Genomic DNA, 24690 nt, shown 5'->3' with positions numbered 1-24690 from the left:
GCACTGTAGGCGGACGGCTACAGCGGTGTGACGTACGCCCCCGAGATCCCGCCGTCCACCAGGAAGTCCGTGGCGTTGACGAAGGAGGAGTCGTCGCTGGCGAGGAACGCGACGGCGGCGGCGATCTCGTCGGCCTCGGCGAACCGGCCGAGCGGGATGTGCACGAGGCGGCGTGCGGCGCGCTCCGGGTCCTTGGCGAACAATTCCTGGAGCAGCGGGGTGTTGACCGGGCCGGGGCAGAGCGCGTTGACGCGAATGCCCTCGCGGGCGAACTGCACGCCGAGTTCGCGGGACATCGCGAGGACGCCGCCCTTGGACGCGGTGTACGAGATCTGCGAGGTGGCGGCACCCATCCGGGCCACGAAGGACGCGGTGTTGATGATGGAGCCCTTGCCCTGGCGGCGCATGTAGGGGATCGCGGCCTTGCAGCACAGGTAGACGGAGGTGAGGTTGACCTCCTGGACGCGCTTCCAGGCCTCCAGGCCGGTCTCCAGGATGGAGTCGTCGTCGGGCGGCGAGATGCCGGCGTTGTTGAAGGCGACATCGACGCTGCCGAAGGTGTCGTACGCCGTTTGGAACAGCACCTCGACCTGCTCGGGGTCGGTGACGTCGACGTTCACGTAGATCCCGCCGACCTCCTCGGCGGCCGCCTTGCCGCGGGCCTCGTCGACGTCGCCGCAGACGACGTGCGCACCCTCGGAGGCGAGCCGTCGGGTGGCGGCCAGACCGATGCCGCTGCCGGCTCCGGTGACGACGGCGGTGCGGCCGACCAGCCGGCGGCAGATGCTTTCCTCGGGCGATGCGCTCACTGTGCGGGGCCTTCCGTGCGGGAGTGCGTGCTGATGAAGACGTTCTTGGTCTCGGTGAAGGCGGCGAGCGCGTCCGGTCCGAGTTCGCGGCCGATGCCGGACTGCTTGAAGCCGCCGAACGGGGTCCAGTAGCGCACGCCGGCGTGCGAGTTGACCGACAGGTTGCCCGCCCGGACGGCCGCCGAGACACGCAGGGCGCGACCGACGTCCCGGGTCCAGAGGGAGCCCGCGAGGCCGTAGTCGGTGGCGTTGGCCAGCCGCACGGCGTCGGCCTCGTCGTCGAAGGGCAGCACGACCGCGACGGGGCCGAAGACCTCCTCGACGGCCACGCGCGCGTCCGGGTCGACGCCGGTCAGGACGGTGGGCGGGAACCAGAAGCCGGGGCCCTCGGGGGCCTTGCCGCGGATGCCGGGCGCGTCCGGGTCGACGTAGGAGCGGACGCGGTCCAGCTGGGTCCGGGAGATGAGCGGGCCCATGTCCGTGGCCGCGTCGGACGGGTCGCCGACCCTGACCGCCTCGACGGCGGGGGCGAGCAGCTCCAGGAACCGGTCGTAGGCGGTGCGCTGGACGAGGATGCGGGTGCGGGCGCAGCAGTCCTGACCGGAGTTGTCGAGGAAGGACATGGGGGCGGCGGCCGCGGCGGCCTCGAGGTCGGCGTCGGCGAAGACGATGTTGGGGCTCTTGCCGCCGAGTTCGAGGGTGACGCGCTTGAGCCGGGCCGCCCCCTTGGCCAGCACCTGCTTGCCCACCGCCGTCGACCCGGTGAAGACGATCTTGGCGACGCCGGGGTGCTCGACGAGGGCGTCGCCCGCGACCGGTCCGTGGCCGGGGAGCACCTGGAACAGGCCCTCGGGCAGGCCCGACGCCAGGGCGAGTTCGGCCAGCCGCAGGGCGGTCAGCGGGGTCGTCTCTGCGGGCTTGAGGATCACCGCGTTGCCCGCCGCGAGGGCCGGCGCGGTGCCCCAGGCCGCGATCGGCATCGGGAAGTTCCAGGGCGCGATGACGCCGACCACGCCGAGCGGTTCGAGGATCGTGACGTCGAGGCCGCCCGGGACCGGGATCTGACGTCCGGTCAGTCGCTCCACTCCCCCGGCGGCGTAGTCGAGCAGGTCGCGGACGTTGCCGGCCTCCCAGCGGGCGTTGCCGATCACGTGACCGGCCTCGCGGACCTCCAACCGGGCCAGTTCCTCGCGGTGTTCGTCCACCGCGACGGCGAACCTGCGCAGCAGGCGGGCGCGGTCGCCCGGGGCCAGCGCGGCCCATCGGGTCTGGGCCCGGCCGGCCCGTACGACCGCGGCGTCCACGTCCTGCGGTGTGGCGGCGGGGACGGAGGCGAGGACCTCCTCGGTCGCGGGGTCGAGTACGTCGAGCAGTCGGGACACCTGATGCCTCACAGACGTTCGAAGGAGCGGCGCAGCTCCCAGTCGGTCACCGCGGCGTCGAAGGCCTCCAGTTCGACGCGCGCCATGTTGCGGTAGTGGGAGACCACCTCGTCACCGAAGGCGGCCTGGGCGATCGGGCTGTTCTCCCACAGCTCGGCCGCCTCACGCAGGGTGGTCGGCACCTGCGCGAACCCGGCGGTGTAGGCGTTGCCGGGGCAGGCCTCGGGCAGCTCCAGTTTCCGCTCGACGCCGTACAGCCCCGCCGCCACCATTCCCGCCACCGCGAGGTAGGGGTTGACGTCGCCGCCGGGGAGCCGGTTCTCGAAGCGCAGTGCGGCCCCGTGGCCGACGACCCGCAGCGCGCAGGTGCGGTTGTCATGGCCCCAGGCGACGGCGGTCGGGGCGAAGGACCCCGGCTGGAACCGCTTGTAGGAGTTGATGTGCGGCGCGTAGAGCAGCGAGAAGTCCCGCAGCGCGGCCAGCTGCCCGGCGAGGAAGTGCCGCATGAGCTCGGACATCCCGTCGTCGCCGGGCATGACGGTGCGGCCCTGCTCGTCGGCGAGCGAGAGATGGATGTGGCAGGAGTTGCCCTCGCGCTCGTTGTACTTGGCCATGAAGGTGAGGGACACGCCCTCCTGGGCGGCGATCTCCTTGGCGCCGGTCTTGTAGATCGCGTGCTGGTCGCAGGTGACGAGGGCCTCGTCGTAGCGGAAGACGATCTCGTGCTGACCGGGGTTGCACTCGCCCTTGGCGGACTCGACGGTCATGCCGGCGCCGGTCATCTCGTTGCGGATGCGGCGCAGCAGGGGCTCGATGCGGCCGGTGCCGAGGACCGAGTAGTCGATGTTGTACTGGTTGGCCGGGGTGAGCCCGCGGTAGCCCGCGTCCCAGGCCTGCTCGTAGGTGTCCTGGAAGACGATGAACTCCAGCTCGGTGCCGGCCCGCGCGCTCAGGCCGAGCTCGGCGAGGCGGTCCAGCTGGCGGCGCAGGATCTGCCGGGGCGCGGCCACGACCGGGGAGCCGTCGGCCCAGGCGAGGTCGGCCATCAGCATGACGGTGGCCTCGTTCCACGGGACGCGGCGCAGGGTGCCGAGGTCGGGGTGGAGGGCGAAGTCGCCGTAGCCGCGGTCCCAGGAGGACATCGCGTAGCCGTCGACGGTGTTCATCTCGATGTCGACGGCGAGGAGGTAGTTGCAGCCCTCCGTGCCGTGCTCCAGCACCTCGTCGAGGAAGAAGCGGGCGGCGAACCGCTTGCCCTGCAGGCGCCCCTGCATGTCCGGGAAGGCCAGGACGACGGTGTCGATCTCACCGCCCGCGACGAGGGCGTGCAGCTCCTCGACGCCGAGCGGGGGTGTGCGGTCTGCCACGGGAGGTCCTCCTCGGTGGGTCTTCCGTCGTCTGCCGGCTGCTGTGCGCTTCTGCCGACCGGGTCGGGAGCCATAAGGTATTGCCGAGAACCTTTGCTTGGGAAGGGGGCACGGCAAGATGGCGCTGGATCCGGTGAATCCCGGCAGCGGCACCGGGGACCGGTTGGCACCGGTGCTCCGGCCCGTGCGGGCGGGCAACGGCTTCGAGGAGGCGCTGGAGCAGATCCTGCAGGTCCTGCGGCTCGGACTGGTGCCCGGCGGTGAGCGGCTGCCCGCCGAGCGCGAGCTGGCCGAGCGGCTCGGGATCAGCCGGGTGACGCTGCGCGAGGTGCTGAAGGTGCTCCAGGACCAGGGCCTGGTGGAGGCGCGACGGGGACGGTACGGGGGAACGTTCGTGCTGCCGCGCGCGGACGCCGGCGGCGAGGACGAGCTGCGGCGGCGGGTGGCCGGGGTCGACATCGAGGACGTGCTGCGCTTCCGCGAGGTGCTGGAGGTGGGTGCGGCCGGGCTGTGCGCGGCGCACGGGCTCGCGGACCGGCAGGCGCAGCGGCTGCGCCAGGCGCTGACGGCGACGCGGGAGGCTCCGCTCGCCGACTACCGGCGGCTGGACACGCTGCTGCACCTCACGCTCGCCGAGTTGTCGGGGTCCCCGACGCTGACCGCGCAGTACGCGGCGGTCCGGGCCACGGTCAACGACCTCCTGGACTGCATCCCGCTGCTGGTGCGCAACCTGGAGCACTCGCAGCGCCAGCACGCCGCGGTGGTGGAGGCGGTGCTCGACGGGGACGCCGACGCGGCGCGGGAGATCATGCGGGAGCACTGCGGGGGGACGGCGGCGCTGTTGCGCGGGTTCCTGACCTGATCCGGCCGCGGCGCGCTCCCGGCGGCGTTCCCCACGGATTGACGCAGGGGTCTTGCTTTCCCCGGCCCGCCGCACAAAGGTATGCAACCACTCCATTGAGCCGGCGGCCGGTGAGCGGCCGCGGCGCCGCCACCGACCCGTCCTCCGTGTCCGCCGCCCCCTGGGGAGTCGTCCCATGCCCGTGGATCCCGCAACACCGCCCACCTCATCCGAGACGGACGACTACCTGGAACGCCGGGCACTGCGCCGCGGCAGCGCCGGCTGGCTGCTGCTGACCGGCCTCGGCGTCGCCTACGTCGTCTCCGGCGACTACTCCGGCTGGAACTTCGGCCTGGCCGAGGGCGGCTTCGGCGGACTGGCCGTCGCCATGCTGCTCATGGGCGCGATGTACACCTGCATGGTCTTCGCGCTGGCCGAGCTCTCCTCGATCCTCCCCACGGCGGGCGGCGGCTACGGCTTCGCCCGCCGCGCCCTCGGCCCGTGGGGCGGCTTCCTGACCGGTACGGCGATCCTCATCGAGTACATCCTGGCGCCCGCCGCCATCGTCATCTTCATCGGCGACTACGTCGAGTCGCTCGGCCTGTTCGGCCTGGAGTCCGGCTGGCCCCTGTACCTGGTCTGCTTCGCGATCTTCCTCGGCATCCACCTGTGGGGCGTGGGCGAGGCCCTGCGCTTCAGCTTCGTCGTCACGGGCATCGCGGTGGCCGCGCTGGTCGTGTTCGCGGTGGCGGCCCTGCCGTCCTTCGACTTCTCCTCGCTGGACGACATCCCGGTGGACTCCGCGGCGCTCGGCGCGAGCTCCTGGCTGCCGATGGGGCTGCTGGGCATCTGGGCGGCGTTCCCGTTCGGCATGTGGTTCTTCCTGGGCGTCGAGGGCGTGCCGCTGGCCGCCGAGGAGACCAGGGACCCCGCCCGTACGCTGCCGAAGGCGATCCGCTGGTCCATGGGCATCCTGGTGGTCCTCGCCGTGGTCACCTTCTTCGCGGCGGCCGGCGCACGCGGTTCGGCGGCGGTCCAGGACGCCGGCAACCCGCTGGTCGAGGCGCTCCAGCCGGACGGCGAGGCGACGGCGCTCAGCAGGATCGTCAACTACGCCGGTCTGGCCGGCCTGGTGGCCTCGTTCTTCTCGCTGATCTACGCCGGCTCGCGCCAGCTGTTCGCGCTCTCCCGCGCCGGTTACCTGCCGCGGTTCCTGTCCCTGACCAGCAGCCGCAAGGCCCCCTACCTGGGACTGCTGGTGCCGGGGGCGATCGGCTTCGGCCTGGCCGCCGGCACCGGCGACGGCGCCCGGCTGCTGAACGTCGCGGTCTTCGGCGCCACGATCAGCTACGCGCTGATGTCGCTGTCGCACATCGTGCTGCGCCGCCGGGAGCCGGGCCTGCCACGGCCGTACCGCACACCGGGCGGTGTGCTGACGTCCTCCGTGGCCCTGGTCCTGGCCTGCGCGGCGCTGGTGGCCACGTTCCTGGTCGACGTCACCGCGGCGTTCATCGCGCTCGGCGTGTACGTCGTGGCCGTGGCGTACTTCGGCCTCTACAGCCGCAAGCGGCTGGTGGCGAAGGCGCCGGAGGAGGAGTTCGCGGCGCTGGCGGCGGCCGAGGCAGAGTTGGTCCGGGACTGAACATCACCGGTTCCGCGCGACACCGGTACCGCGAGGCGAGGGAGCACAGGGTGGCCAGACCGCTGATCGGCGTCAGCACCTATCTGGAGACGGGGGCGCGCTGGGGCGTGTGGGAGCTGGACGCGGCGCTGCTGCCGGCCGGCTATCCGCGGCTGGTGCAGCGGGCGGGCGGCCTCGCGGCGATGCTGCCGCCGGACGCCCCGGAGCACGCGGCGGCGGCGATCGCGCGGGTCGACGGCCTGGTGATCGCGGGCGGCCCGGACGTCGATCCGGACCGCTACGGCGCCGTACGCGACCCGCGCACCGGACCGCCCGCCCGCGAGCGTGACACCTGGGAACTCGCCCTGATCGGCGCCGCGCTGGCGGCCCGGGTGCCGCTGCTGGGCGTCTGCCGGGGCATGCAGCTGCTCAACGTCGCTCTGGGCGGGACCCTGGTCCAGCATCTCGACGGGCACGCGGAACTGGTGGGCGTCTTCGGCGGGCACCCCGTCAAGCCGGTCCCCGGCACGCGGTACGCCGCTCTGGTCGCGGAGGAGACGACCGTGCCGACGTACCACCACCAGTCCGTGGACCGGCTGGGGAAAGGCCTGGTGCCCTCGGCGCACGCGGCGGACGGGACGGTGGAGGCCGTCGAACTGCCCGGCGACCACTGGGTGCTGGGGGTGCAGTGGCATCCGGAGATGGGGGAGGATCCGCGGGTGATGCGGGGCCTGGTGGAGGCGGCCGCCCCGCCCGCCTGACCCGGGGCCGGGGGCACGGGAGCCCCGGTCACCTGCCCTTGGGTGACTTGCGCGTCAGCCCCAGCAGTTCGCGCGCCGGTCCCGCCGGGCGGTGGCCCGTGCGCCACACCGCCCGCAGCTCGCGCCGCAGGGGGACGTCCACGGGGACGCTCACCAGGCGCCGGGTCGCCAGTTCCTCGCCGACCGCCAGTTCGCTCAGCACCGCCGGTCCCGCACCGCCGACCGCCGACGCCTTGACGGCCGTGGTGGAGGACAGCTCGATCAGGGGGCGGGCGAGGCCGCCCAGGGCCGCGTCCAGGACCTGGCGGGTGCCCGAGCCCTTCTCCCGCAGGACCAGCGGTGTCGCCGCCAGCTCGTGGGCCGGCAGCGGACGGCGCCGCCGGGCCCACGGGTGGCCGGGCGCCGTCACGACGACGAGGTGGTCGTGGGCGACAACCACGGAGTCCAGCCCCGCCGGGACCGTCAGACCCTCCACGAAGCCCAGGTCGGCCTCGTCGGCCAGGAGCCGTTGCGCGACGGCCGCCGAGTTGCCCGCGAGGAGCGAGACCGCCGTGTCGGGGCGCCCGGCGCGCAACGCCAGCAGCCAGCCCGGCAGCAGGTACTCGGCGATCGTCATGCTGGCCGCGACCCGCAGCCGCGAGTCCCGCCGGTCCCGCAGCGCCTGCGCCCCCACGTCGAAGGCCTCCGCCGCCTCGACGACCCGCCGCGCCCAGTCCGTCACCAGTACACCGGCGTCGGTGAGGCGGGAACCACGCGGCGAGCGGTCCACCAGGGCCACGCCCAACTGCCGCTCCATGGAACGGATCCGGCTGCTCGCGGCCGGCTGCGTGATGCCGACCTCGCGGGCCGCGGCGCCCAGACTCCCGAGCCGTGCCACGGCGAGCAGCAGTTCCAGTGCCCCGAGGTCCGGCACCCGGTGCGCCAGCGAACCCGCCCCCGGCGGCGTCCGCCCGTTTTCCTGCCCCTGCCCCTGCCCCTCAGCCCTGCTCATAACCCCACCTTATGTCCCCATAGAGACGTGGTCCCTGGTGGCGGTCGCCGGCCGGCGCGACGGTGGGGGCATGATCACCGCCGCCCGTCCCGTGTCGCGCCCCGGCGGGCGTGCCCTCGCCGTCCGTCACCTCGGACCGAACTGGTACGCCGCCGTCATGGGCACCGCCGTCGTCGCCACCGCCGGCGCCGCGCTCCCCGTACGGCTGCCGGGCCTGCGCACCCTCTGCGCGGGCTTCTGGGCGCTGTCCGTGGTGCTGCTGACCGCCCTGCTCGTCGGGCGCGCCCTGCACTGGACGCACCACCGCGACCAGGCGCGCGCCCACCTGCGGGACCCGGCGACGGCGCCCTTCTACGGCTGTCTGGCGATGGCCCTGCTGGCCGTCGGCGGCGCCACGGTCGTCGTGGGCCGGGACTGGATCGGCACCGGGGCGGCGGTGGCAATGGACGCCGTGCTGTTCACGGCCGGGACGGTGTGCGCGGCGGCGGTCGCCGTCACGGTGCCGTGCCTGATGGCCGGGCACGGCCGGCTCGACCGGCGGCAGGCGACGCCCGTCTGGCTGCTGCCGCTGGTGGCGCCCATGGTGTCGGCGGCCATGGGGCCGCTGCTCGTGCCGTACCTGCCGCCCGGGCGGGCCCGCGAGGCGCTGCTGTGGACCTGCGTGGCCATGTTCGGGCTGAGTCTGCTCGCCACGCTGCTGACGCTGCCGGTGGTCTTCGCCCGCCTGGTCACGACCGGGCCGCTGCCGCTCGCCCTCACTCCGACGCTGTTCCTGGTGCTGGGCCCGCTGGGGCAGTCCACGACCGCCCTCGGCAACATCGCGGACGCCGCGCCCTTCGGCGCCCACGTCCCCGTCGTGCCCTACGGCGTGCCGGTGACGGGCCTCGCGCTGCTGTGGGCCGTGGCGGCGGCCGCGCTGGTGCTGCGGGCCCGTCGGCGCGGCATGCGTTTCGCGATGACGTGGTGGGCGTTCACCTTCCCGGTCGGCACCTGCGTCACCGGCGCCGAGGCCCTCGGCCGGCACACCGGCACACCGGCCTTCGACCGGCTCGCCCTCGTTCTGTACGTCGTCCTGGTCGCCGCCTGGACCGCCGTCGCCGTGCGCACGGCACGGGGGCTGCTCAGCCGCGAGCTGCTCGCAGGGCCTCGCCCAGCACCCGTGGCGCCTCGGCCAGCGACGGCCCGTACCACGTCAGGTGCCGCCCGCTGACGAGGGCGCAGGGCAGCCCCTCGAAGGCCTCCGGGCCGTCGTCGGCGGTGAAGCGGTAGGGCTCGTCCGGCAGGACGACCACGTCGGGAGCGGCGGCGCGCAGGGCGTCCAGGGGAACCTTCGGATAGCGGTCCGCGTGGTCCGCGTACCGGTGGTCGACGCCCAGGCGGGCCAGGACGTCGCCGGCGAAGGTGGCGCGGCCCAGGACCATCCAGGGCCGACGCCAGATCGGTACCACGGCCGTCAGCCGCGGCTCCGGGACCGGGTGCCGCGCCCAGGCCGCCTCCGCGTCCCGCAGCCAGCCCGGGCGCGCCCGGGCACCGCAGGCGTCCAGCACCCGGGACAGCTGGCGAAAGGCCTGCGGCACGTCGCGCACCTCGGTCACCAGCACGTCGACGCCGGCCGCGCGCAGGGCGTCGAGGTCGGGGGCGCGGTTCTCCTCCTCGTTGGCGATCACCAGGTCGGGGGCGAGCGTCAGGATCCGGTCGACCTCGGGGTTCTTGGTGCCACCGACACGGGTGACGGCCAGGTCCGCCGGGTGGGTGCACCAGTCGGTGGCGCCGACCAGGACGCCGGGGGCCGACACCGCCACGGCCTCCGTCAGGGAAGGCACCAGCGAGACGGCGCGCACGGCTAGCGGTGCCGGTCCTGGACGGCCTCGACGTGCTCGGCGACGGCGACCACCAGCACCCGGGTGTCGGGCACGGTCGCCCGCCAGCGGTGCCGCACTCCCCCGGTGAGGTACAGGGTGTCGCCTCGGCCGAGGCGGTACGCGCGGCCCTCCGCCTCGATCTCGACGGCGCCGTCGGCGACGTACATCAACTGGTCGTTGCGGTACTGGATTTCCCGGCCGGCCTCGTGGTCGCCGGTGAACTCCGAGGCGTGCATCTGGTGATGGCCGCGCACCAGGGAGCGCACCTGCGGGTAGAGCCCCTGGTCGGAGGTGTCGGCGCGCACCACGTCGACGCTGCACGCGGGGTCCGCGGCGGCGAGGAGTTCCACGGCGGTGGTGCGCAGGGCGTCGGCGACCTTCTCCAGCGAGCTCTGGCTGGGCCGCGCCCGGTCGTTCTCGACCTGGCTCAGGAACGGGACCGACAGGCCGCTGCGCTCGGCCACGACGGCGAGAGTGAGCTCCAGGGCACGACGACGACGCCGTACGGCCGCGCCCACCCGAAGGGGCTGCTCTTTGTGGTCGCCCATCGCTCCGGCTCCCTCCTTCGCTCGTCGGCCGGTCGTACGCCGCTGTCCGGGCGCACTCCTTTGTGATGAGTTCTCTGCACCCTACGCATGGTCGGCAAACCGTTTCATGCGGCCGTCACATCGCCGTCACGCAGCGTGGCCCGGGACCCTTCAGTTCGCGCCACCGGGCCGGCCTCGCGGCGTCGCCCGCCACGGCCTTGTGCCGCACGGCGAACGCCCTGTTCCAGCGGGTCGGCCGCCGCCGTGCGCCGGGGGACCGCGTCGTCATGACCGCGACCCCGACGGTCGATCAGTACGAGCCTCCCGCTGTTCGGTTCAATGCGCGACCGGTCGCCGATGTTCCCGCCGCGCGCCTGAGCCGACAAGGGGGCCGACGGCCTGGCAAGTCGCGCCGGTGGCGGCGAAGTTGACGCGCGGGCTCTGGTGGTGGCGTAGCGCTGCGTGGTTGTCCGGATCCTTTTCGTGCGCCCGGTGCACCCCGAGTGCCCGCGACACCACGAGGGGTGGGCGCGAGCGTCCACACACCCGCGCGTGCGTGTACGTCGCTGCCCACCCCTCGCCCCGGCGGCCGGAACGGTCAGGTCACCCGGCCGCCTGGCTCTTGCCCTCGCCCACGGGCGCCCACTTGTCCACCAGGCCGGGGTTCTGCTTCAGCCAGGTGCGCACGGCCTCCTGCTCCTGCCCCTTGCCCGACTGCTGGATCTGCGCCTCCAGACCGGTGAGCTGCTGCTCCGTCATGGAGAAGTTCCGCAGCCAGGCGCCGACCTCGGGGTTGTCGTCGGCGAAGCCCTTGCGGGAGAGGGTGTGCACGCCGTCGCCCTTGCCCCAGGCGCCCTTGGGATCCTTGAGCTTCTTCAGGTCGTAGTCGCTGTAGGCCCAGTGCGGCGACCAGAGCGTGACGACGATCGGCTGCTTCTTGGCGTACGCCCGCCTGAGCTCCGCGAGCATCGCCGGGGTGGAGCCGTCGACGACCTCGTACGCGTCCCGCAGTCCGTAGGCGCCCAGCACCTTGTCCTTGAGCATGCCCATCATCCCGGCGCTCGGCTCGATGCCGACGATCCTGCCGTCGACGTCGGAGGCGTGGTCCTTCAGGTCCTCCAGGGAGTTCACGTCCTTCATGTAGGACGGGACGGTCAGCTCCAGCGAGGTGGGTCCGAACCAGGAGCCGAGGTCGTCGAGCTGCTTGCCGTACTTCTTCCAGTACTCGGCGTGCGTGGTGGGCAGCCACGAGTCGGTCTGGAAGTCGACCTGACCGGTGGCGAGGCCGGTGTAGAGGGGTCCCGCCGTGTACTGCGTGGTGGTGACGTCGAAGCCGCGCCGCTCCAGGAGTTCCTTCCACAGGAACGTCGAGGCGATGCCCTCGTCCCACGGGATGTAGCCCAGCTTGATCTCCCTGCCCTTGCCGACGTCCGTGGCGGAGGCCTGGGCGGTGCCCGCGGGGGTGGCGAAGACGCCCATGCCGCCGGCGACCAGGGCGAGGACGACCACGCCGACGACCGCGACGACCGGGCGGGGGCGGTGGTCCCACACCCGGCGGTCGCCCGCGAGGCGGGCCCGGGCGGCGGCACGGCGGCCGAGCGGGGAGATCTGCTCGCCGAGCGCGCCGGTGATCCGGTCCAGGTAGATGGCGAGGACGACGATGCCGAGGCCCGCCTCGAAGCCGAGGCCGATGTCGAGCTGGCCGATCGCCTCGTTGACCGCGCCGCCGAGGCCGCCGGTGCCGACCATGCCGGCGATGACGACCATGGACAGGCCGAGCATGATGACCTGGTTGACGCCTGCCATGACGGTGGGCAGGGCGAGCGGCAGCTGCACCCGCAGCAAGGTGTCGCGCGGCGTGGTGCCGAAGGCCTCGGCGGCCTCCACGAGTTCGGCGTCGACCTGGCGGATGCCCAGCTCGGTCATCCGGACACCGGGCGCGAGGGCGAAGATCAGCGTGGCCACCACGCCGGCCGGTACGCCCATGCCGAAGAACAGGATCGCCGGGATCAGCAGCACCATCGACGGCATCGTCTGGAGCAGGTCCAGCACGGGCCGTACGAAGGCGCTCACGGTCCGGGAGCGGGCGGCCCAGATGCCGAGGGGTACCGAGACCGCCAGGGCGATCACGGTCGCCACGATCACCAGCGACAGGGTCGACATGGTCTGGTCCCACAGGTCCAGCGAGTCGATCAGGGCGAAGCCCGCGAAGGCCAGGAGGCCGCCGAGCAGGCCGCGCAGCCACCAGGCGAGCACCGCGAGGATGCCGGCCAGGAGCAGCGGCTGCGGGGCGGTGAGGACGTCGCTGATGACGTCGTACATGCCCTCGACGAGGGCCTTGACGGCGTCGAAGAGCCAGGAGAGGTGGTTGACGAGCCAGGCGACCCCGGAGTCGACCCAGTCGCCGAGACGCAGCCTAGGCATCGGCGGTCACCGCCTTGGCGCGCGGCCGGCCGCAGGACACGGGAGGTGCGCCGCGTTCGTCGCCGAGGAAGCCGACCAGGCGCTGCTTGGGCACCACTCCGACGAGCTCGTGCTCGGGGCCGAGCACGGCGACGGGGTGCGTCACCCGGGCGCTGATCGCGCACAGCTCGGTGAAGGGGGTGTCGGGCGTCGCGGTCTCGCAGCCGCAGTCGGCCTCGTCACCGCGGACCTCGGCGTCCATGACGGCCCCCGCGGTCAGCACCCGGGAGCGGTCGACGTCCTGGATGAAGGAGGCGACGTAGTCGTTCGCGGGGCGCAGCAGGATGTCCTCGGCGGTGCCGGTCTGCACGATCCGGCCGTCGCGCATGACGGCGATCCGGTCGCCGAGGCGCATGGCCTCGTTCAGGTCGTGGGTGATGAAGACGATGGTCTTCCTCAGCGTGCGCTGCAGCTCCAGCAGCTGGTCCTGCATGTCGCGGCGGATCAGCGGGTCCAGCGCGCTGAAGGACTCGTCCATGAGCAGCACGTCGGCGTCGGTGGCGAGCGCGCGGGCGAGGCCCACGCGCTGCTGCATGCCGCCGGACAGCTCGTCGGGCCAGGACCCGGCCCAGCCGTCCAGGCCGCACAGGGCCAGCGCCTCGCCGGCGCGGCGCTCGCGCTCGGCGCGGGGCACGCCCTGCACCGCCAGGCCGTAGGCGGCGTTCTCCAGGACGCTGCGGTGCGGGAACAGCGCGAAGTGCTGGAAGACCATGCTGATCTTCTTCGCCCGGACCTCGCGCAGCTCGCGGTCGCCGAGCGCCGTCAGGTCCTGGCCGTCGAAGGCGACCGTTCCCGCGGTCGGCTCCAGCAGCCCGTTGAGCATGCGCAGCAGCGTGGACTTGCCGGACCCGGACAGGCCCATCACGACGAAGATCTCGCCCGGTTCCACGGTGAAGGACGCGTCGATCACGGCGGCGGTGGCGCCGTCCGCCCGCAACTCCTCCCGGTCGGCTCCCGCGCGGAGCCTTTCCACCGCCTCGTCCGGTCGTCTGCCGAACACCTTGTGGAGATGCTGGACCTCAAGCCTGGCTGACACGCGTACCTCTCGTCTCGACGGCAAGGATCGGAGACGACGGGCCGTAAAGCCGCAAACGGTTGAACACGCAACCGGGCTCGCTCCGAGGCGGCGCCTGCCCAAAGGCCTCCGAGGCAAACGCGACCGTGATGCGGTTCACAGAACGATCACGGCTGCCACGCCCCGGCCATGACCGGGTGGCTGTCGGCGGGGTACGGCATGATGCGGGACGTGACCGGACGACTGATGCTCCTCGACACCGCCTCGCTCTACTTCCGCGCCTACTTCGGCGTCCCGGACTCCGTGAAGGCACCGGACGGCACCCCGGTGAACGCCGTGCGCGGACTGCTCGACTTCATCGAGCGCCTGGTCAGGGACCACCGGCCCGCGCACCTGGTGGCGTGCATGGACGCCGACTGGCGCCCGCAGTGGCGGGTCGACCTGATCCCCTCGTACAAGGCGCACCGGGTCGCCGAGGAACACGAGGGCGGCCCGGACGAGGAGCAGGTGCCGGACACGCTGTCACCGCAGGTGCCGGTCATCGAGGCGGTTCTGGACGCCCTCGGGATCGCGCGGGTGGGCGTCGCGGGGTACGAGGCGGACGACGTCATCGGCACGTACACCGTGCGGGCCGCCGGCCCGGTCGACATCGTGACCGGCGACCGCGACCTGTACCAGCTGGTGGACGACGCGCGCGGCGTGCGGGTGCTGTACCCGCTGAAGGGGGTGGGCACCCTCCAGCTCACGGACGAGGCGTGGCTGCGCGAGAAGTACGGTGTCGCGGGCAGCGGGTACGCCGACCTCGCCCTGCTGCGCGGCGACCCCAGCGACGGCCTGCCGGGCGTGCCGGGCATCGGCGAGAAGACGGCGGCGAAGCTGCTCGCCGAGTTCGGCGACCTGGCCGGCATCCTGGCCGCGGTCGACGACCGGAAGGCCAAGCTCACGCCCACCCAGCGCAAGCGGCTGGACGAGTCGCGCCCCTACCTGGCGGTGGCGCCGACGGTCGTGCGGGTCGCGTCCGACGTACCGCTGCCGGACGTCGACACGGCCGTGCCGCACGACCCGCGCGATCCGGCGGCGCTGGAGGCGCTGTCGGAGCGCTGGGGACTGGGCGGCGCGCTGCGCCGCCTCCTGACCACGCTCGCATCATGACGATCCCGGCGAGTCGGACTCCTACACTGGAACACCTGAGGACGCACTTGAACAGGTGAGAGGCGTCTGCGGGGCGGGGATGCTAGCTTAGGTAAGCCTAAGTTATCGGATCAGGGAGGCCGTCATGGCAGATCGTCCGGCCCGCCAGCCGCGCAAGGCCCACTCCGCGCAGGTCGTCCGCACCGAACGGCTGACCCCGCACATGCAGCGAGTGGTGCTCGGCGGCGACGGTCTCGCCGAATTCGAGGCTGCCACCTGTACCGATCACTATGTGAAGCTGCTCTTCCCGACCGGGGGCGCCGTCTATCCGGAGCCCTTCGACCTGCAGCGGATCCGCGAGGAGTTCCCCCGCGACCAGTGGCCGGTCACCCGGACGTACACCGTGCGGTGCTGGGACCCCGAACTGCGCGAACTGACCCTGGACTTCGTGCTCCACGGCGACGAGGGCCTGGCCGGACCGTGGGCGATGCGCGCCAGGCCGGGCGACACCCTGCGCTTTCTCGGCCCCGGCGGCGCCTACGCCCCGGACCCGAGCGCCGACTGGCATCTGCTCGCCGGTGACGAGAGCGCGCTGCCCGCGATCGCCGCCGCCCTGGAGTCGCTTCCCGACGGCGCCGACGTACGGGCCTTCGTGGAGATCTCCGGGCCCGAGGAGGAGCAGAAGATCGACTCGGACGTGGAGGTCGTCTGGCTGCACCGTGGCGAGCGGCCCGTGGGCGAACTCCTGGTGGACGCGGTGCGCACGCTGGACTGCCCCGAGGGCCGGATGCACGCCTTCGTGCACGGCGAGGCGGCCTTCGTGAAGCAGCTGCGCGCCCTGCTGCGGCTGGAGCGCCAGGTGCCGCGCGAGGACCTGTCCATCTCCGGCTACTGGCGCCTCGGCCACAACGAGGACGGCTGGCAGGCCTCGAAGCGCGAGTGGAATGCCCGGATCGAGGCGGAGCAGGAGACCGGAGCGGCGGTCTCGGCCGCGTAGGCGTGCGCGCGGGGCGTCGGCACACGTCGACGTCCGCGGAGCCTCCCGCCCAGTCCTCGTCCTCGCCCCAGCGCCTAGGCTGAGCGGCTATGACACGCAGGACCCGCATTCCGCCCTCCCCGCTGCCGCAGCGCGACGGGGTGGACCCGGTACGGGTGCGGCTGCCCTTCGAGGGGACGTGGGCGACCGTACGGGAGCATCTGGTGGAGCGGCTCACGGGCGCCGGAGCCGGAGCCTTGGACGCGATGTTCGCGGCCGGGCTGATCGTCGGGGCGGACGGCACGGCGGTGGCGCCGGACGCGGGGTACGAGCCCGGGATGTTCGTGTGGTTCCACCGCGAACTGCCCGCCGAGGTGCGGGTGCCGTTCCCCCTGGAGGTCGCCTACCGCGACGAGCACGTCGTCGTCGCCGACAAACCGCACTTCCTCGCCACCACCCCGCGCGGCAGCCATGTCACCGAGACCGCGCTCGCCCGGCTCCGCCGCGAGCTGGACATCCCGACGCTCAGTGCCGCGCACCGGCTGGACCGCCTCACGGCCGGGCTCGTGCTCTTCACGGTGCGGCCCGCGGAACGGGGCGCCTACCAGGGGCTGTTCCAGCGCCGGCAGGTACGCAAGGTGTACGAGGCGGTGGCGCCGTACGATCCGGCGCTCGCACTGCCCCGGACCGTACGCAGCCGGATCGTGAAGGAGCGCGGGACGCTGACCGCCCGCGAGGTCGAGGGCGAGCCGAACGCGGTGAGCCGGGTCGAGCTGATCGAGCACCGCGCGGGCCTCGGCCGGTACCGGCTGGTGCCCGGCACCGGGCAGACGCATCAACTGCGGGTGCACATGAACGCGTTGGGCGTCCCGATCCTCGGTGACCCGCTGTATCCGGCTGTGAAGGACCCCGTGCCGGCCGGTGACTTCCGGCGCCCGCTGCAACTGCTGGCGCGGGAGCTGGAGTTCACCGACCCGGTCACGGGGTTGGCGCACGCCTTCCGGAGCGGGCGGACCCTGACGGCCTGGTCCGGCGATCCGGAGTGGGCCGGTCAGTAACCGCGCCACCAGCGCAGGAACCGCGGCCAGGCGCCCATCCTGCGGGGGCCCACCGGTTCCGCGACGGGTGCGGCGTCCGCCGGGTACGGGGGTACCGCCGGCTGCGCGGCGGCCGCCGCCGGGACGGCGCCGGGGGCCGGGTCGGGGGCCGCGGTGGCGAACTGCCACTCGGCGCGCGGGCGGTGCACGGGCTCCAACCCCGGCTTCTCCATCACGTCCTGGCGCGGCGAGGGTTCGAACCGCACCGGAAGCTCCACCAGATGGCGTGAGGAGATCGACTCGGACCAGTGCAGGTCCTCCTCGTCGCAGTCGAGTTCGACGTCCGGCATCCGCATCAGCAGCGCGTCGACACCGATGTCGGCGATGGCGCGGCCGATGTCCTGGCCGGGGCACTCGTGCGGGCCGCCACCGAAGGCGAGGTGGGAGCGGTTGCCCTGCATGTTGGCGGTCAGGTCGGGCCGCACCCGCGGATCGACGTTGCCCGGGGCCGGCGCGAACAGCAGCCCGTCGCCCTTGCGGATCCGCTGCCCGCCCAGCTCGGTCTCCTGCTTGGCAAAGTAGGCGAACACCGCGCTGAACGGCGGCTCGTCCCACAGCGACTGCTCGACCGCCTCGGGCACGGTCATCTGCCCACCGTTGAGCTGGGCGCGGAAGCGCGGGTCGGTGAGCACCGTGCGCAGCACGTTGGCCAGGAGGTTGGCGGTGGCCTCGTAGGCGGCGATCAGGACGACCCGCAGGTGTTCGCGCACCTCGTCGTCGGTGAGGCCGGCCGGGTGGGTGACGAGGTGGCTGGTGAAGTCGTCCTCGGGCTGGGCGCGCCGCTGGGCGGCGAGCCGGCCGAGGGCGTCGACGATGTACTGGTTGCTGGCGATCGCGGTCTCGGTGCCCTTGAGCATGTCGCGCGCGGCGTGCACGATCCGGTCGCCGTACTCGTCGGGCATGCCGAGGATCTCGCACATCACGGCCATCGGCAGGTGGTCGGCGTACTGGCCGACCAGGTCGGCCTCCCCCACCTCGCAGAACCGGTTGACGAGGATCTGCGTGTAGCGGGAGATGTGCCTGCGCAGGCTGCGGAAGTCGATGGTGGAGACGGCCCCGGTGACCGCGCCGCGCAGCCTGAGGTGCTCGTCGCCCTCGGCGTGCGAGCAGATGGGCTGCCAGGCGATGTGCGGCATCAGCGGGTGGTCGGGCTTGACCATGCCCTCCAGCAGCGGGCTCCAGATGCGGCTGTCGCGGGTGAACTGGGTGGGCGAGCGCACCATGTGCAGGTTCTCGGCGTGGCCGAGGACCACCCACATCGGTACGTCGTCGTGGAGGAGGACCGGCGCCACCGCACCGTGCTCGGCGCGGAGCCGCTCGTACAGGGCACCCAGGTCACGCGCGTCGGGCCCGTAGAGCCGGTGCAGTCCGCCGGGGCCGAGGTTGTGCGCGGGACAGCCCGGGGGCGGGCTGATGCCGAGGTCGTCCGTGTCTGTCGTGGAGTGGGATTCAGGCGTCACAGCGAGTCGCTTTCGGAGACTGTGGGGGGGCCGTTGTCTGGGGTGTGGGGCTGCGGCGGCGCGGGCGGGTCAGGTGAGCTGGCCCGTCATGGCGAGGGAGTGCAGGAACCGCATCAGCGTCATGAGGACCTCCTTGCTGGAGGCACGGCGGCGGACGTCGCACTCCAGGATCGGGATCTCCTCCGACAGGTCGAGCGCCGCGCGCAGATCCGGGAGCGGGTAACGCGGGCCGTCCGGGAAGGTGTTGACGGCGACCACGAAGGGCACGCCGCACTCCTCCAGCCGGCCCATGACGTCGAAACTGACCTCCAGCCGGCGGGTGTCCACCAGGACCACCGCGCCGAGCGCGCCCTCGAACAGCCCGTTCCACAGGAACCAGAAGCGTTCCTGACCGGGTGTGCCGAAGAGGTACAGCACCAGTTGGTCCGTGATGCTGATGCGGCCGAAGTCCATCGCGACGGTGGTGGCGGTCTTGGAGTCGGAGCCGTAGTTGTCGTCGACGCCGACGCCGGCCTGCGTCATGGTCTCCTCGGTCGTCAGCGGTTTGATCTCGCTGACCGAGCCGACCATGGTGGTCTTGCCGACCCCGAACCCGCCCACGATGACGATCTTCACCGCGGCCTGCGCCGTGTGCGGCAGATGGTCCTCGGCGCGTGGGCCCGGGATGGTCTCAGAGCTTTTGAAGTCCATGCATCACCGCTTCGAGGATGGAACGGTCGGGCAGCGCCTGGCGGACGACCGGGGCGCGTGCCTGTACGAGTTCGGCCGTCAGCATCTGGGTGAGCAGCACGGTGATCACGCTGAACGGCAGACTGAGGTAGGCCGACAACTCGGCCACGGAGAGCGGGGCGGAGCACAGCCGCAGGACGGCCGCCTGCTCCGGGCTGGTGGACGGCTTCGGCTCGGCGCGCGCCACGATCAACGTGACCAGGTCGAGCTCCGCGCGGTCGCCGTCCACCTCGCCGATCACGAACAGGCGCTCGGGGTTGGAGGGCTTGCCGTCCTTGCCCTCCGGGCCGTCCGTGCCGCCGTCGCCCGCCGCGCCCCTCTGGGGGGACAACTGCGGTCGCGGTGGGGGCTCCTGACTCGGGGAGCGCCGCTTGCGTTTCGGGGGAGTCATACGGCCTTCCCGTTGCGCCTCGGCGGACTGGTCAGGTGGGGACCGATCCGGTCGACCAGGTCACGCATCTGGGCGCTCATCAGACCCGGCTCGGCGACGATGTTGGACAGCACCGCGAGATAGGCGTTGGGCCCCGCGGCCATCAGGTAGAAGTAGCCGCCGTTGACCTCGATGAGGACCATGCGCATCTGGCCGTCGCTCGTCGGGATCTCGTCGGCCACGGCGCTCGCGAGGCTCTGCAGTCCGGCACAGGCCGCGGCGACCCGGTCGGCGGTGTCGGGGTCGCCGCCGTGCCGGGCGATGCGCAGTCCGTCGGCGGAGAGCACCACGATCATCTGGATGCCCGGTACGCCTTTGGCGAGGTCCTGGAGCATCCAGTCGAAGTTCGCTCGGTACGCCATCAGTGGGAGTCCCTCTCGTCGTCGGCCTGGGCACGGGCCGGCTCGTCGGTCGGCTGGGTGGACGGGGCCGGCGTGGGTCGCTTGAGCCCCTCCATGAACGCCTCGACCCACATTCCGGGCGGGGGCTGGTCCTTGTTCTCGGGCTTGGGCTCGGGGGCGCCCCAGACCGGCCGGGGTTCCCGTCCCTCCCGCTCGGCGGCCTCGCGTTCCTCGCGTTCGGCGGCGTACTGCTCGGCGATCCGCTGACTCAGCGGGGTCTTCATCCGGCTGCGGCGCTGCGGCAGGCCGCCCGCGGTCCACTCGGTGACGACCGGGACGTCGTCCTCCATGGAGACCGAGGCGGGGATCTTCGGGCTGGTCGGGCGGCGCCGCTTCGGGGGACGCTTGGGGCCCTCCAGCGCGTCGGGCGAGACGGTGGGCACGGAGGTGGCGCCGATGCCGTGGGCGAGTCCGACACCGGGCTCGTCGGTCAGCATGTTGCTGGGCACGATGACCACGGCGCGCACCCCGCCGTAGGCCGAGGAGCGCAGCGCGACCTGCATGTTGTACGTCCGGCACAGCCGGCCCACCACGGCGAGGCCGAGGCGCGCCGCGTCTCCGAGGTCCTGGAGGTCGACGCCGGCCTTGGCTCGCTCCAGCATGCCCTCGATGCGCTCGCGGGCCTCCTCGCTGAAGCTGACGCCGGCGTCCTCGATCTCGATGGCGATACCGGTCTGCACCTGGACGGCGGTGACGTGCACGTCGGTGTGCGGCGGCGAGTAGCGGGTGGCGTTGTCGAAGAGCTCGGCGCAGGCGTGGATGACGGGCTCGACGTGGATGCCCTTGACGCTGATGCGGCAGATGTTGTCGAGCTTGATGCGCCGGTACTCCAGGATGCGCGACATCGCGCCGCGCAGGGTGCTGTACAGCGACACCGGCAGGGGCCACTGGCGGCCCGGACGGCCGCCGCCGAGGACGGAGATGGAGTCGGCGAGGCGGCCGATCAGCGCGTTGCCGTGGTCGATGCGCAGCAGGTCGTCGAAGACCTCGGGGTTGCGGCCGTGGTCCTCCTCCATCTCCCGGAGTTCGTTGGCCTGCTGGTGGACGATCGCCTGCACGCGCCGGGCGACGCTGACGAACGAGGCCGCCGCGGAGTCCCGCAGGGCCTCCTCGTGGTCGACGATGCGCATCAGCTTCTTCAGGAGCCGGCGCTGCGGGTCGGGCATCTCCCGGAAGACCGGGTCCACGAGGCTCAGCTGGCGGATCACCTCGACGGCGGTGACACCGCCGGCCATCCGCCGCAGGGCGGTCGGCACGACCTCCTCGCCGAACCGGACCCAGTCGTCGTGGTGGTCGGCGATCTGCCGCTCCAGCGACGCGCGGTGACGGGCGTGCTCGGCGTGCGCGTCCCGCAGCGCGCGGCCGCGGCGCACCGCCTCGGCCGCCGCGGCGATCACAAGGAGCGTGGCGACGGTGCCGCACAGGGCGACCGCGGTCCGGGCCGAGTCGGTCACGAGTGCGACGGCGGCTCCGGTCGCCGCGGCCATCAGTATCGCCGGGAGCAACAGCACGCGCGCGTAGGGAAGTTCACGCCGTGCGGGTGGGGATTGAACACTCACCATGTGGGCCCTCTGAAAGCAGTCGGCGGGGAGTCGGGGGAGCTTGTGGGGGTATGCGTCATGGGACTGTTGGGATCATCAGGATTTTTGGGAACAAACGCACGAATACACCGCAACTCGGTGCGCTGCGGGCGAGCTTAGTCCGACCGGATCATCGCCGTGTCATATTCAGCAAGCACCTGAAACAGGGCAGGCAACAGGAGTACGCTCGGCCCCATTTGCACGCTGAGATCACATTCGAACACGGTGCGTAACGGTGTTCGAGCATACGAAAACCACTCACCGTGATGAGTGAAGTGAGCTGGACCGGCCTCGTCCGACCGCGTCCAGCGGACGGCGCGGGGAGCCGGGCGATCCGCCCCGCCACTCCCCGCGCCCGCCCGGTACTACGTCATCCCACCGACGAGTAGGCGACCACGCCCCGGAGCAACCCCTCGACGGCCTTGCGCGCGTTCTTCACCACGGTCGAGCCCTGCGGCGCCGCCGCACTGATCTGCCCCAGCACGTCGATGACCTGCTTGCACCAGCGCACGAAGTCGCCCGCCGGCATCTCCGCCTCGCGCAGCACCTCGTCGAGCCCCTTGCCCGAGGCCCACATGTACGCGGCCCAGGCGAAGCCGAGGTCCGGCTCACGCTGCCCGACCCCCTCGGTCTGCGTGATCCGGAAGTCCTCCTCCAGGGCGTCCAGCCGTCCCCAGATGCGCACCATCTCACCGAGGGCGGCCTTGGCCTTGCCCGAGGGCAGCTTGGGCGCCATCGCGTCGTCCCCGGCCCGCGCCTCGAACACCAACGCCGAGACGCACCCGGCGAGTTCCTCCGGTGAGAGCCCTTCCCAGACCCCCTCGCGCAGACACTCGCTGGCGAGCAGGTCCAGCTCGCCGTAGAGCCGGGCCAGCCGCTTGCCGTGCTCGGTGACCTCGTCACCGCGCAGGTAGTCCAGCTCGGTCAGCAGCGCGACGATCCGGTCGAACGTCCGGGCGATGGTGTTCGTACGCCCCTCGATGCGCCGCTCCAGCTGCGAGGTGTCCCGCATCAGCCGGTGGTAGCGCTCGGCCCAACGGGCGTGGTCCTCACGGTCGTTGCACCCATGGCACGGGTGGGCGCGCAGCGCCGTCCGCAGCCGTGCGATCTCCCGGTCGTCGGCCGCCTGCGAACGCCGCTTGCGCTGCCGCTCCGGCGCGATGTGCCCCGCCTTGCTGCGCAGCGCCGACGCCAGATCCCGCCGGGACTGCGGCGAGCGCGGGTTGAAGGACTTCGGGATCCGCATCCGCTCCAGTGCCTCGACCGGCACCGGGAAGTCGATCGACGCGAGCCGCTTGACCTGCCGCTCCGCCGTCAGCACGAGCGGCCGCGGCCCGTCGTGGGAATCGAACCCGCGGTGGCCGTTGGACCGGCCGGCCGGCAGCCCCGGATCCAGCACCAGCGCGAGCCCGGCGTACTTCCCGGTCGGCACGTGGATGACATCGCCCGGCCGCAGCTTCTCCAGCGCGACGGCCGCCTCGGCCCGCCGCTCCGCCACGCCCTGACGCGCCAGCTCGGTCTCGCGGTCCTTCAGTTCGCGCCGCAGCCGCGCGTACTCCTCGAAGTCCCCGAGGTGGCAGGTCATCGACTCCTTGTAGCCATCGAGACCTTCCTCGTTGCGCTGCACCTGACGCGAGATGCCGACGACCGACTTGTCGGCCTGGAACTGCGCGAACGAGGTCTCCAGCAGCTCCCGCGAGCGATGCCGCCCGAACTGCTCGACCAGGTTGACCGCCATGTTGTACGACGGCTTGAAGCTGGACTTCAGCGGATACGTGCGGGTCCCGGCCAGCCCCGCGAGGTGGTCGGGGTTCATCCCGCGCTGCCACAGCACCACGGCGTGACCCTCGACGTCGATGCCGCGCCGCCCCGCACGCCCCGTCAACTGCGTGTACTCGCCCGGGGTGATGTCGGCGTGCTGCTCGCCGTTCCACTTGACGAGCTTCTCCAGGACCACGGACCGCGCGGGCATGTTGATGCCGAGGGCCAGCGTCTCGGTGGCGAAGACCGCCTTCACCAGCCCGCGCACGAACAGCTCCTCGACGACCTCCTTGAACGTCGGCAGCATGCCCGCGTGGTGGGCGGCGATGCCGCGCTCCAGGCCCTCCAGCCACTCGTAGTACCCGAGCACGTGCAGGTCCTCGGCCGGGATCGAGGAGGTGCGCTCCTCCACCAGCGCCCGGACCCGCTCCCGGGCCTCCTCGTCGTTCAGCCGCAACCCTGCGTGCAGGCACTGCTGGACGGCGGCCTCGCACGCGGCGCGGCTGAAGATGAACGTGATGGCGGGCAGCAGCCCTTCGGTGTCCAGCCGTTCTATGACCTCCGGGCGGCTCGGCGTCCAGATCCGCGACCGCTGCCGGCGCTCGCGCTCCCGGTCGGCCTCGCGCATCGCGCGGCCCCGCCTGCGGTCCTGGTACGACGGCCGGCTCGCCTCCATGCGCGCCATGCGCGTGAGATCGGGATTGACGGCCCTGCGGTGCCCCTCGCCCTCCTCGAAGAGGTCGTACATCCGGCGCCCGGCCAGCACGTGCTGGAACAGCGGCACCGGCCGGTGCTCGGAGACGATCACCTCGGTGTCGCCGCGGACGGTGTCGAGCCAGTCGCCGAACTCCTCGGCGTTGGAGACGGTCGCGGACAGTGACACCAGCGTCACGGACTCGGGAAGGTGGATGATCACCTCCTCCCAGACGGCGCCCCGGAACCGGTCGGAGAGGTAGTGCACCTCGTCCATCACCACATGGCCGAGGCCGAGCAGCGTCTGCGAGCCGGCGTAGAGCATGTTCCGCAGCACCTCGGTGGTCATCACGACCACCGGGGCGTCGGAGTTGACGCTGTTGTCGCCGGTGAGCAGGCCGACCTTGTCGGCGCCGTAGCGCCGGGACAGGTCGTTGTACTTCTGATTCGACAGCGCCTTGATGGGCGTCGTGTAGAAGCATTTCTTGCCCTGCTGGAGGGCGAGGTGCACGGCGAACTCGCCGACGATCGTCTTGCCCGAGCCGGTGGGCGCCGCCACCAGCACGCCCTTTCCCGCTTCGAGTGCCTCACAGGCCTCGATCTGGAAGGGGTCGAGGCCGAAGTCGTACATCTCGCGGAAGGACGCGAGCGCTGTGGCCTGCTCGGCGGCGCGCCGACGCGCCGCCACGTACCGCTCGGCCGGGGAGAGGTCCTCAGTCATCGTGCTTTCGAGCGTACCGGCCCGCACCGACAACAGGACGATCATTATCCGGATCCCCGCGGTGAGTACGGT

21 protein-coding genes are annotated in these 24690 nt (G+C 72.4%); 7 read left to right on the top strand and 14 right to left on the bottom strand.

Annotation, left to right across the window (positions count from 1 at the left end):
* Positions 1 to 17 precede the first annotated feature (17 nt).
* Genes ACZ7LV_RS15370 through ACZ7LV_RS15360 form a run of 3 tightly spaced genes read right to left on the bottom strand, consistent with a single transcriptional unit; the run spans position 18 to position 3558 of the window.
* Positions 18 to 809 (bottom strand): 3-oxoacyl-ACP reductase, encoded by a 792-nt coding sequence (locus ACZ7LV_RS15370; protein ID WP_471939568.1) that lies wholly within the window; start codon positions 807 to 809, stop codon positions 18 to 20.
* Complete coding sequence (locus tag ACZ7LV_RS15365) at positions 806 to 2191, bottom strand: aldehyde dehydrogenase family protein (protein ID WP_471939566.1); 1386 nt, start codon at positions 2189 to 2191, stop codon at positions 806 to 808. The genes ACZ7LV_RS15370 and ACZ7LV_RS15365 overlap by 4 nt, the downstream gene beginning before the upstream one ends.
* An 8-nt stretch (positions 2192 to 2199) precedes the next feature.
* A complete protein-coding gene (locus ACZ7LV_RS15360) occupies positions 2200 to 3558 on the bottom strand; it encodes a glutamine synthetase family protein (RefSeq protein WP_401677740.1) in 1359 nt (452 codons plus the stop codon).
* A 118-nt stretch (positions 3559 to 3676) separates the two neighbouring features.
* Here ACZ7LV_RS15360 and ACZ7LV_RS15355 point away from each other — a divergent pair, with 118 nt between their 5' ends.
* From ACZ7LV_RS15355 to ACZ7LV_RS15345, 3 genes are all read left to right on the top strand, one after another.
* Entirely contained in the window at positions 3677 to 4420 is a 744-nt protein-coding gene (locus ACZ7LV_RS15355; protein WP_471939564.1) for a FadR/GntR family transcriptional regulator, read from the top strand.
* A gap of 175 nt (positions 4421 to 4595) precedes the next feature.
* The gene (eat, locus tag ACZ7LV_RS15350; protein ID WP_471939562.1) at positions 4596 to 6041 is read left to right on the top strand and encodes an ethanolamine permease; all 1446 of its coding nucleotides are present in this window, start codon (positions 4596 to 4598) and stop codon (positions 6039 to 6041) included.
* Positions 6042 to 6091: 50 nt separating this feature from the next.
* Complete coding sequence (locus ACZ7LV_RS15345) at positions 6092 to 6781, top strand: gamma-glutamyl-gamma-aminobutyrate hydrolase family protein (protein ID WP_471939560.1); 690 nt, start codon at positions 6092 to 6094, stop codon at positions 6779 to 6781.
* A 28-nt stretch (positions 6782 to 6809) separates the two neighbouring features.
* Here the strand turns inward: ACZ7LV_RS15345 and ACZ7LV_RS15340 are convergent, their stop codons facing one another.
* Positions 6810 to 7772, bottom strand: coding sequence for a LysR family transcriptional regulator (locus ACZ7LV_RS15340; RefSeq protein ID WP_471939558.1), 963 nt, complete (start codon positions 7770 to 7772; stop codon positions 6810 to 6812).
* A 70-nt stretch (positions 7773 to 7842) separates the two neighbouring features.
* Between ACZ7LV_RS15340 and ACZ7LV_RS15335 the strand changes: the two genes are divergently transcribed.
* Positions 7843 to 8982, top strand: coding sequence for an SLAC1 family transporter (locus tag ACZ7LV_RS15335; RefSeq protein WP_471939556.1), 1140 nt, complete (start codon positions 7843 to 7845; stop codon positions 8980 to 8982).
* Here ACZ7LV_RS15335 and ACZ7LV_RS15330 read toward each other — a convergent pair.
* The 4 genes from ACZ7LV_RS15330 to ACZ7LV_RS15315 form a co-directional block, all read right to left on the bottom strand.
* Entirely contained in the window at positions 8894 to 9613 is a 720-nt protein-coding gene (locus ACZ7LV_RS15330; protein ID WP_471939554.1) for a helical backbone metal receptor, read from the bottom strand. The two genes, ACZ7LV_RS15335 and ACZ7LV_RS15330, sit on opposite strands and share 89 nt — an antisense overlap.
* 2 nt (positions 9614 to 9615) lie before the next feature.
* Entirely contained in the window at positions 9616 to 10182 is a 567-nt protein-coding gene (locus ACZ7LV_RS15325) for a helix-turn-helix domain-containing protein (protein ID WP_401677759.1), read from the bottom strand.
* 582 nt (positions 10183 to 10764) lie between these two features.
* Complete coding sequence (locus ACZ7LV_RS15320) at positions 10765 to 12585, bottom strand: ABC transporter permease/substrate binding protein (RefSeq protein WP_471939552.1); 1821 nt, start codon at positions 12583 to 12585, stop codon at positions 10765 to 10767.
* A complete protein-coding gene (locus ACZ7LV_RS15315; RefSeq protein WP_471939550.1) occupies positions 12578 to 13660 on the bottom strand; it encodes a quaternary amine ABC transporter ATP-binding protein in 1083 nt (360 codons plus the stop codon). The genes ACZ7LV_RS15320 and ACZ7LV_RS15315 overlap by 8 nt, the downstream gene beginning before the upstream one ends.
* Before the next feature lie 168 nt (positions 13661 to 13828).
* On the opposite strand from ACZ7LV_RS15315, the gene ACZ7LV_RS15310 reads away from it, so the two are divergent.
* The 3 genes from ACZ7LV_RS15310 to ACZ7LV_RS15300 all read left to right on the top strand — a co-directional run bounded on the left by ACZ7LV_RS15310 (position 13829) and on the right by ACZ7LV_RS15300 (position 16804).
* Complete coding sequence (locus tag ACZ7LV_RS15310; protein ID WP_471939548.1) at positions 13829 to 14791, top strand: 5'-3' exonuclease; 963 nt, start codon at positions 13829 to 13831, stop codon at positions 14789 to 14791.
* A gap of 124 nt (positions 14792 to 14915) precedes the next feature.
* A complete protein-coding gene (locus ACZ7LV_RS15305; RefSeq protein ID WP_471939546.1) occupies positions 14916 to 15767 on the top strand; it encodes a siderophore-interacting protein in 852 nt (283 codons plus the stop codon).
* Positions 15768 to 15856: 89 nt separating this feature from the next.
* Positions 15857 to 16804 carry an RluA family pseudouridine synthase gene (locus tag ACZ7LV_RS15300; RefSeq protein WP_471939544.1) on the top strand — a complete coding sequence of 316 codons (948 nt, stop codon included), beginning with the start codon at positions 15857 to 15859 and terminating at the stop codon, positions 16802 to 16804.
* On the opposite strand, the gene ACZ7LV_RS15295 is transcribed toward ACZ7LV_RS15300, so the two are convergent.
* From ACZ7LV_RS15295 to ACZ7LV_RS15270, 6 genes are all read right to left on the bottom strand, one after another.
* On the bottom strand, positions 16798 to 18303 hold the full coding sequence (locus ACZ7LV_RS15295; protein ID WP_471939542.1) for a cytochrome P450: 1506 nt from the start codon (positions 18301 to 18303) through the stop codon (positions 16798 to 16800). The genes ACZ7LV_RS15300 and ACZ7LV_RS15295 overlap by 7 nt on opposite strands.
* 69 nt (positions 18304 to 18372) lie before the next feature.
* Positions 18373 to 18993, bottom strand: a complete 621-nt coding sequence (locus tag ACZ7LV_RS15290; protein ID WP_471939541.1) for a GTP-binding protein — start codon at positions 18991 to 18993, stop codon at positions 18373 to 18375.
* Positions 18974 to 19423: a DUF742 domain-containing protein gene (locus ACZ7LV_RS15285; RefSeq protein ID WP_471939539.1), complete on the bottom strand. Its 450-nt coding sequence runs from the start codon at positions 19421 to 19423 to the stop codon at positions 18974 to 18976. Before ACZ7LV_RS15285 ends, ACZ7LV_RS15290 begins: the two co-directional genes overlap by 20 nt.
* Positions 19420 to 19827 (bottom strand): roadblock/LC7 domain-containing protein, encoded by a 408-nt coding sequence (locus ACZ7LV_RS15280; protein WP_189699588.1) that lies wholly within the window; start codon positions 19825 to 19827, stop codon positions 19420 to 19422. The genes ACZ7LV_RS15285 and ACZ7LV_RS15280 overlap by 4 nt, the downstream gene beginning before the upstream one ends.
* Complete coding sequence (locus ACZ7LV_RS15275; protein WP_471939538.1) at positions 19824 to 21425, bottom strand: sensor histidine kinase; 1602 nt, start codon at positions 21423 to 21425, stop codon at positions 19824 to 19826. Before ACZ7LV_RS15275 ends, ACZ7LV_RS15280 begins: the two co-directional genes overlap by 4 nt.
* A gap of 388 nt (positions 21426 to 21813) precedes the next feature.
* Positions 21814 to 24663 carry a DEAD/DEAH box helicase gene (locus ACZ7LV_RS15270; protein ID WP_471939536.1) on the bottom strand — a complete coding sequence of 950 codons (2850 nt, stop codon included), beginning with the start codon at positions 24661 to 24663 and terminating at the stop codon, positions 21814 to 21816.
* Between the last annotated feature and the right edge of the window lie 27 nt (positions 24664 to 24690).

This window comes from Streptomyces sp. NPDC107562, assembly GCF_055657325.1.
This window is presented reverse-complemented; position numbering and strand designations above follow the sequence as displayed.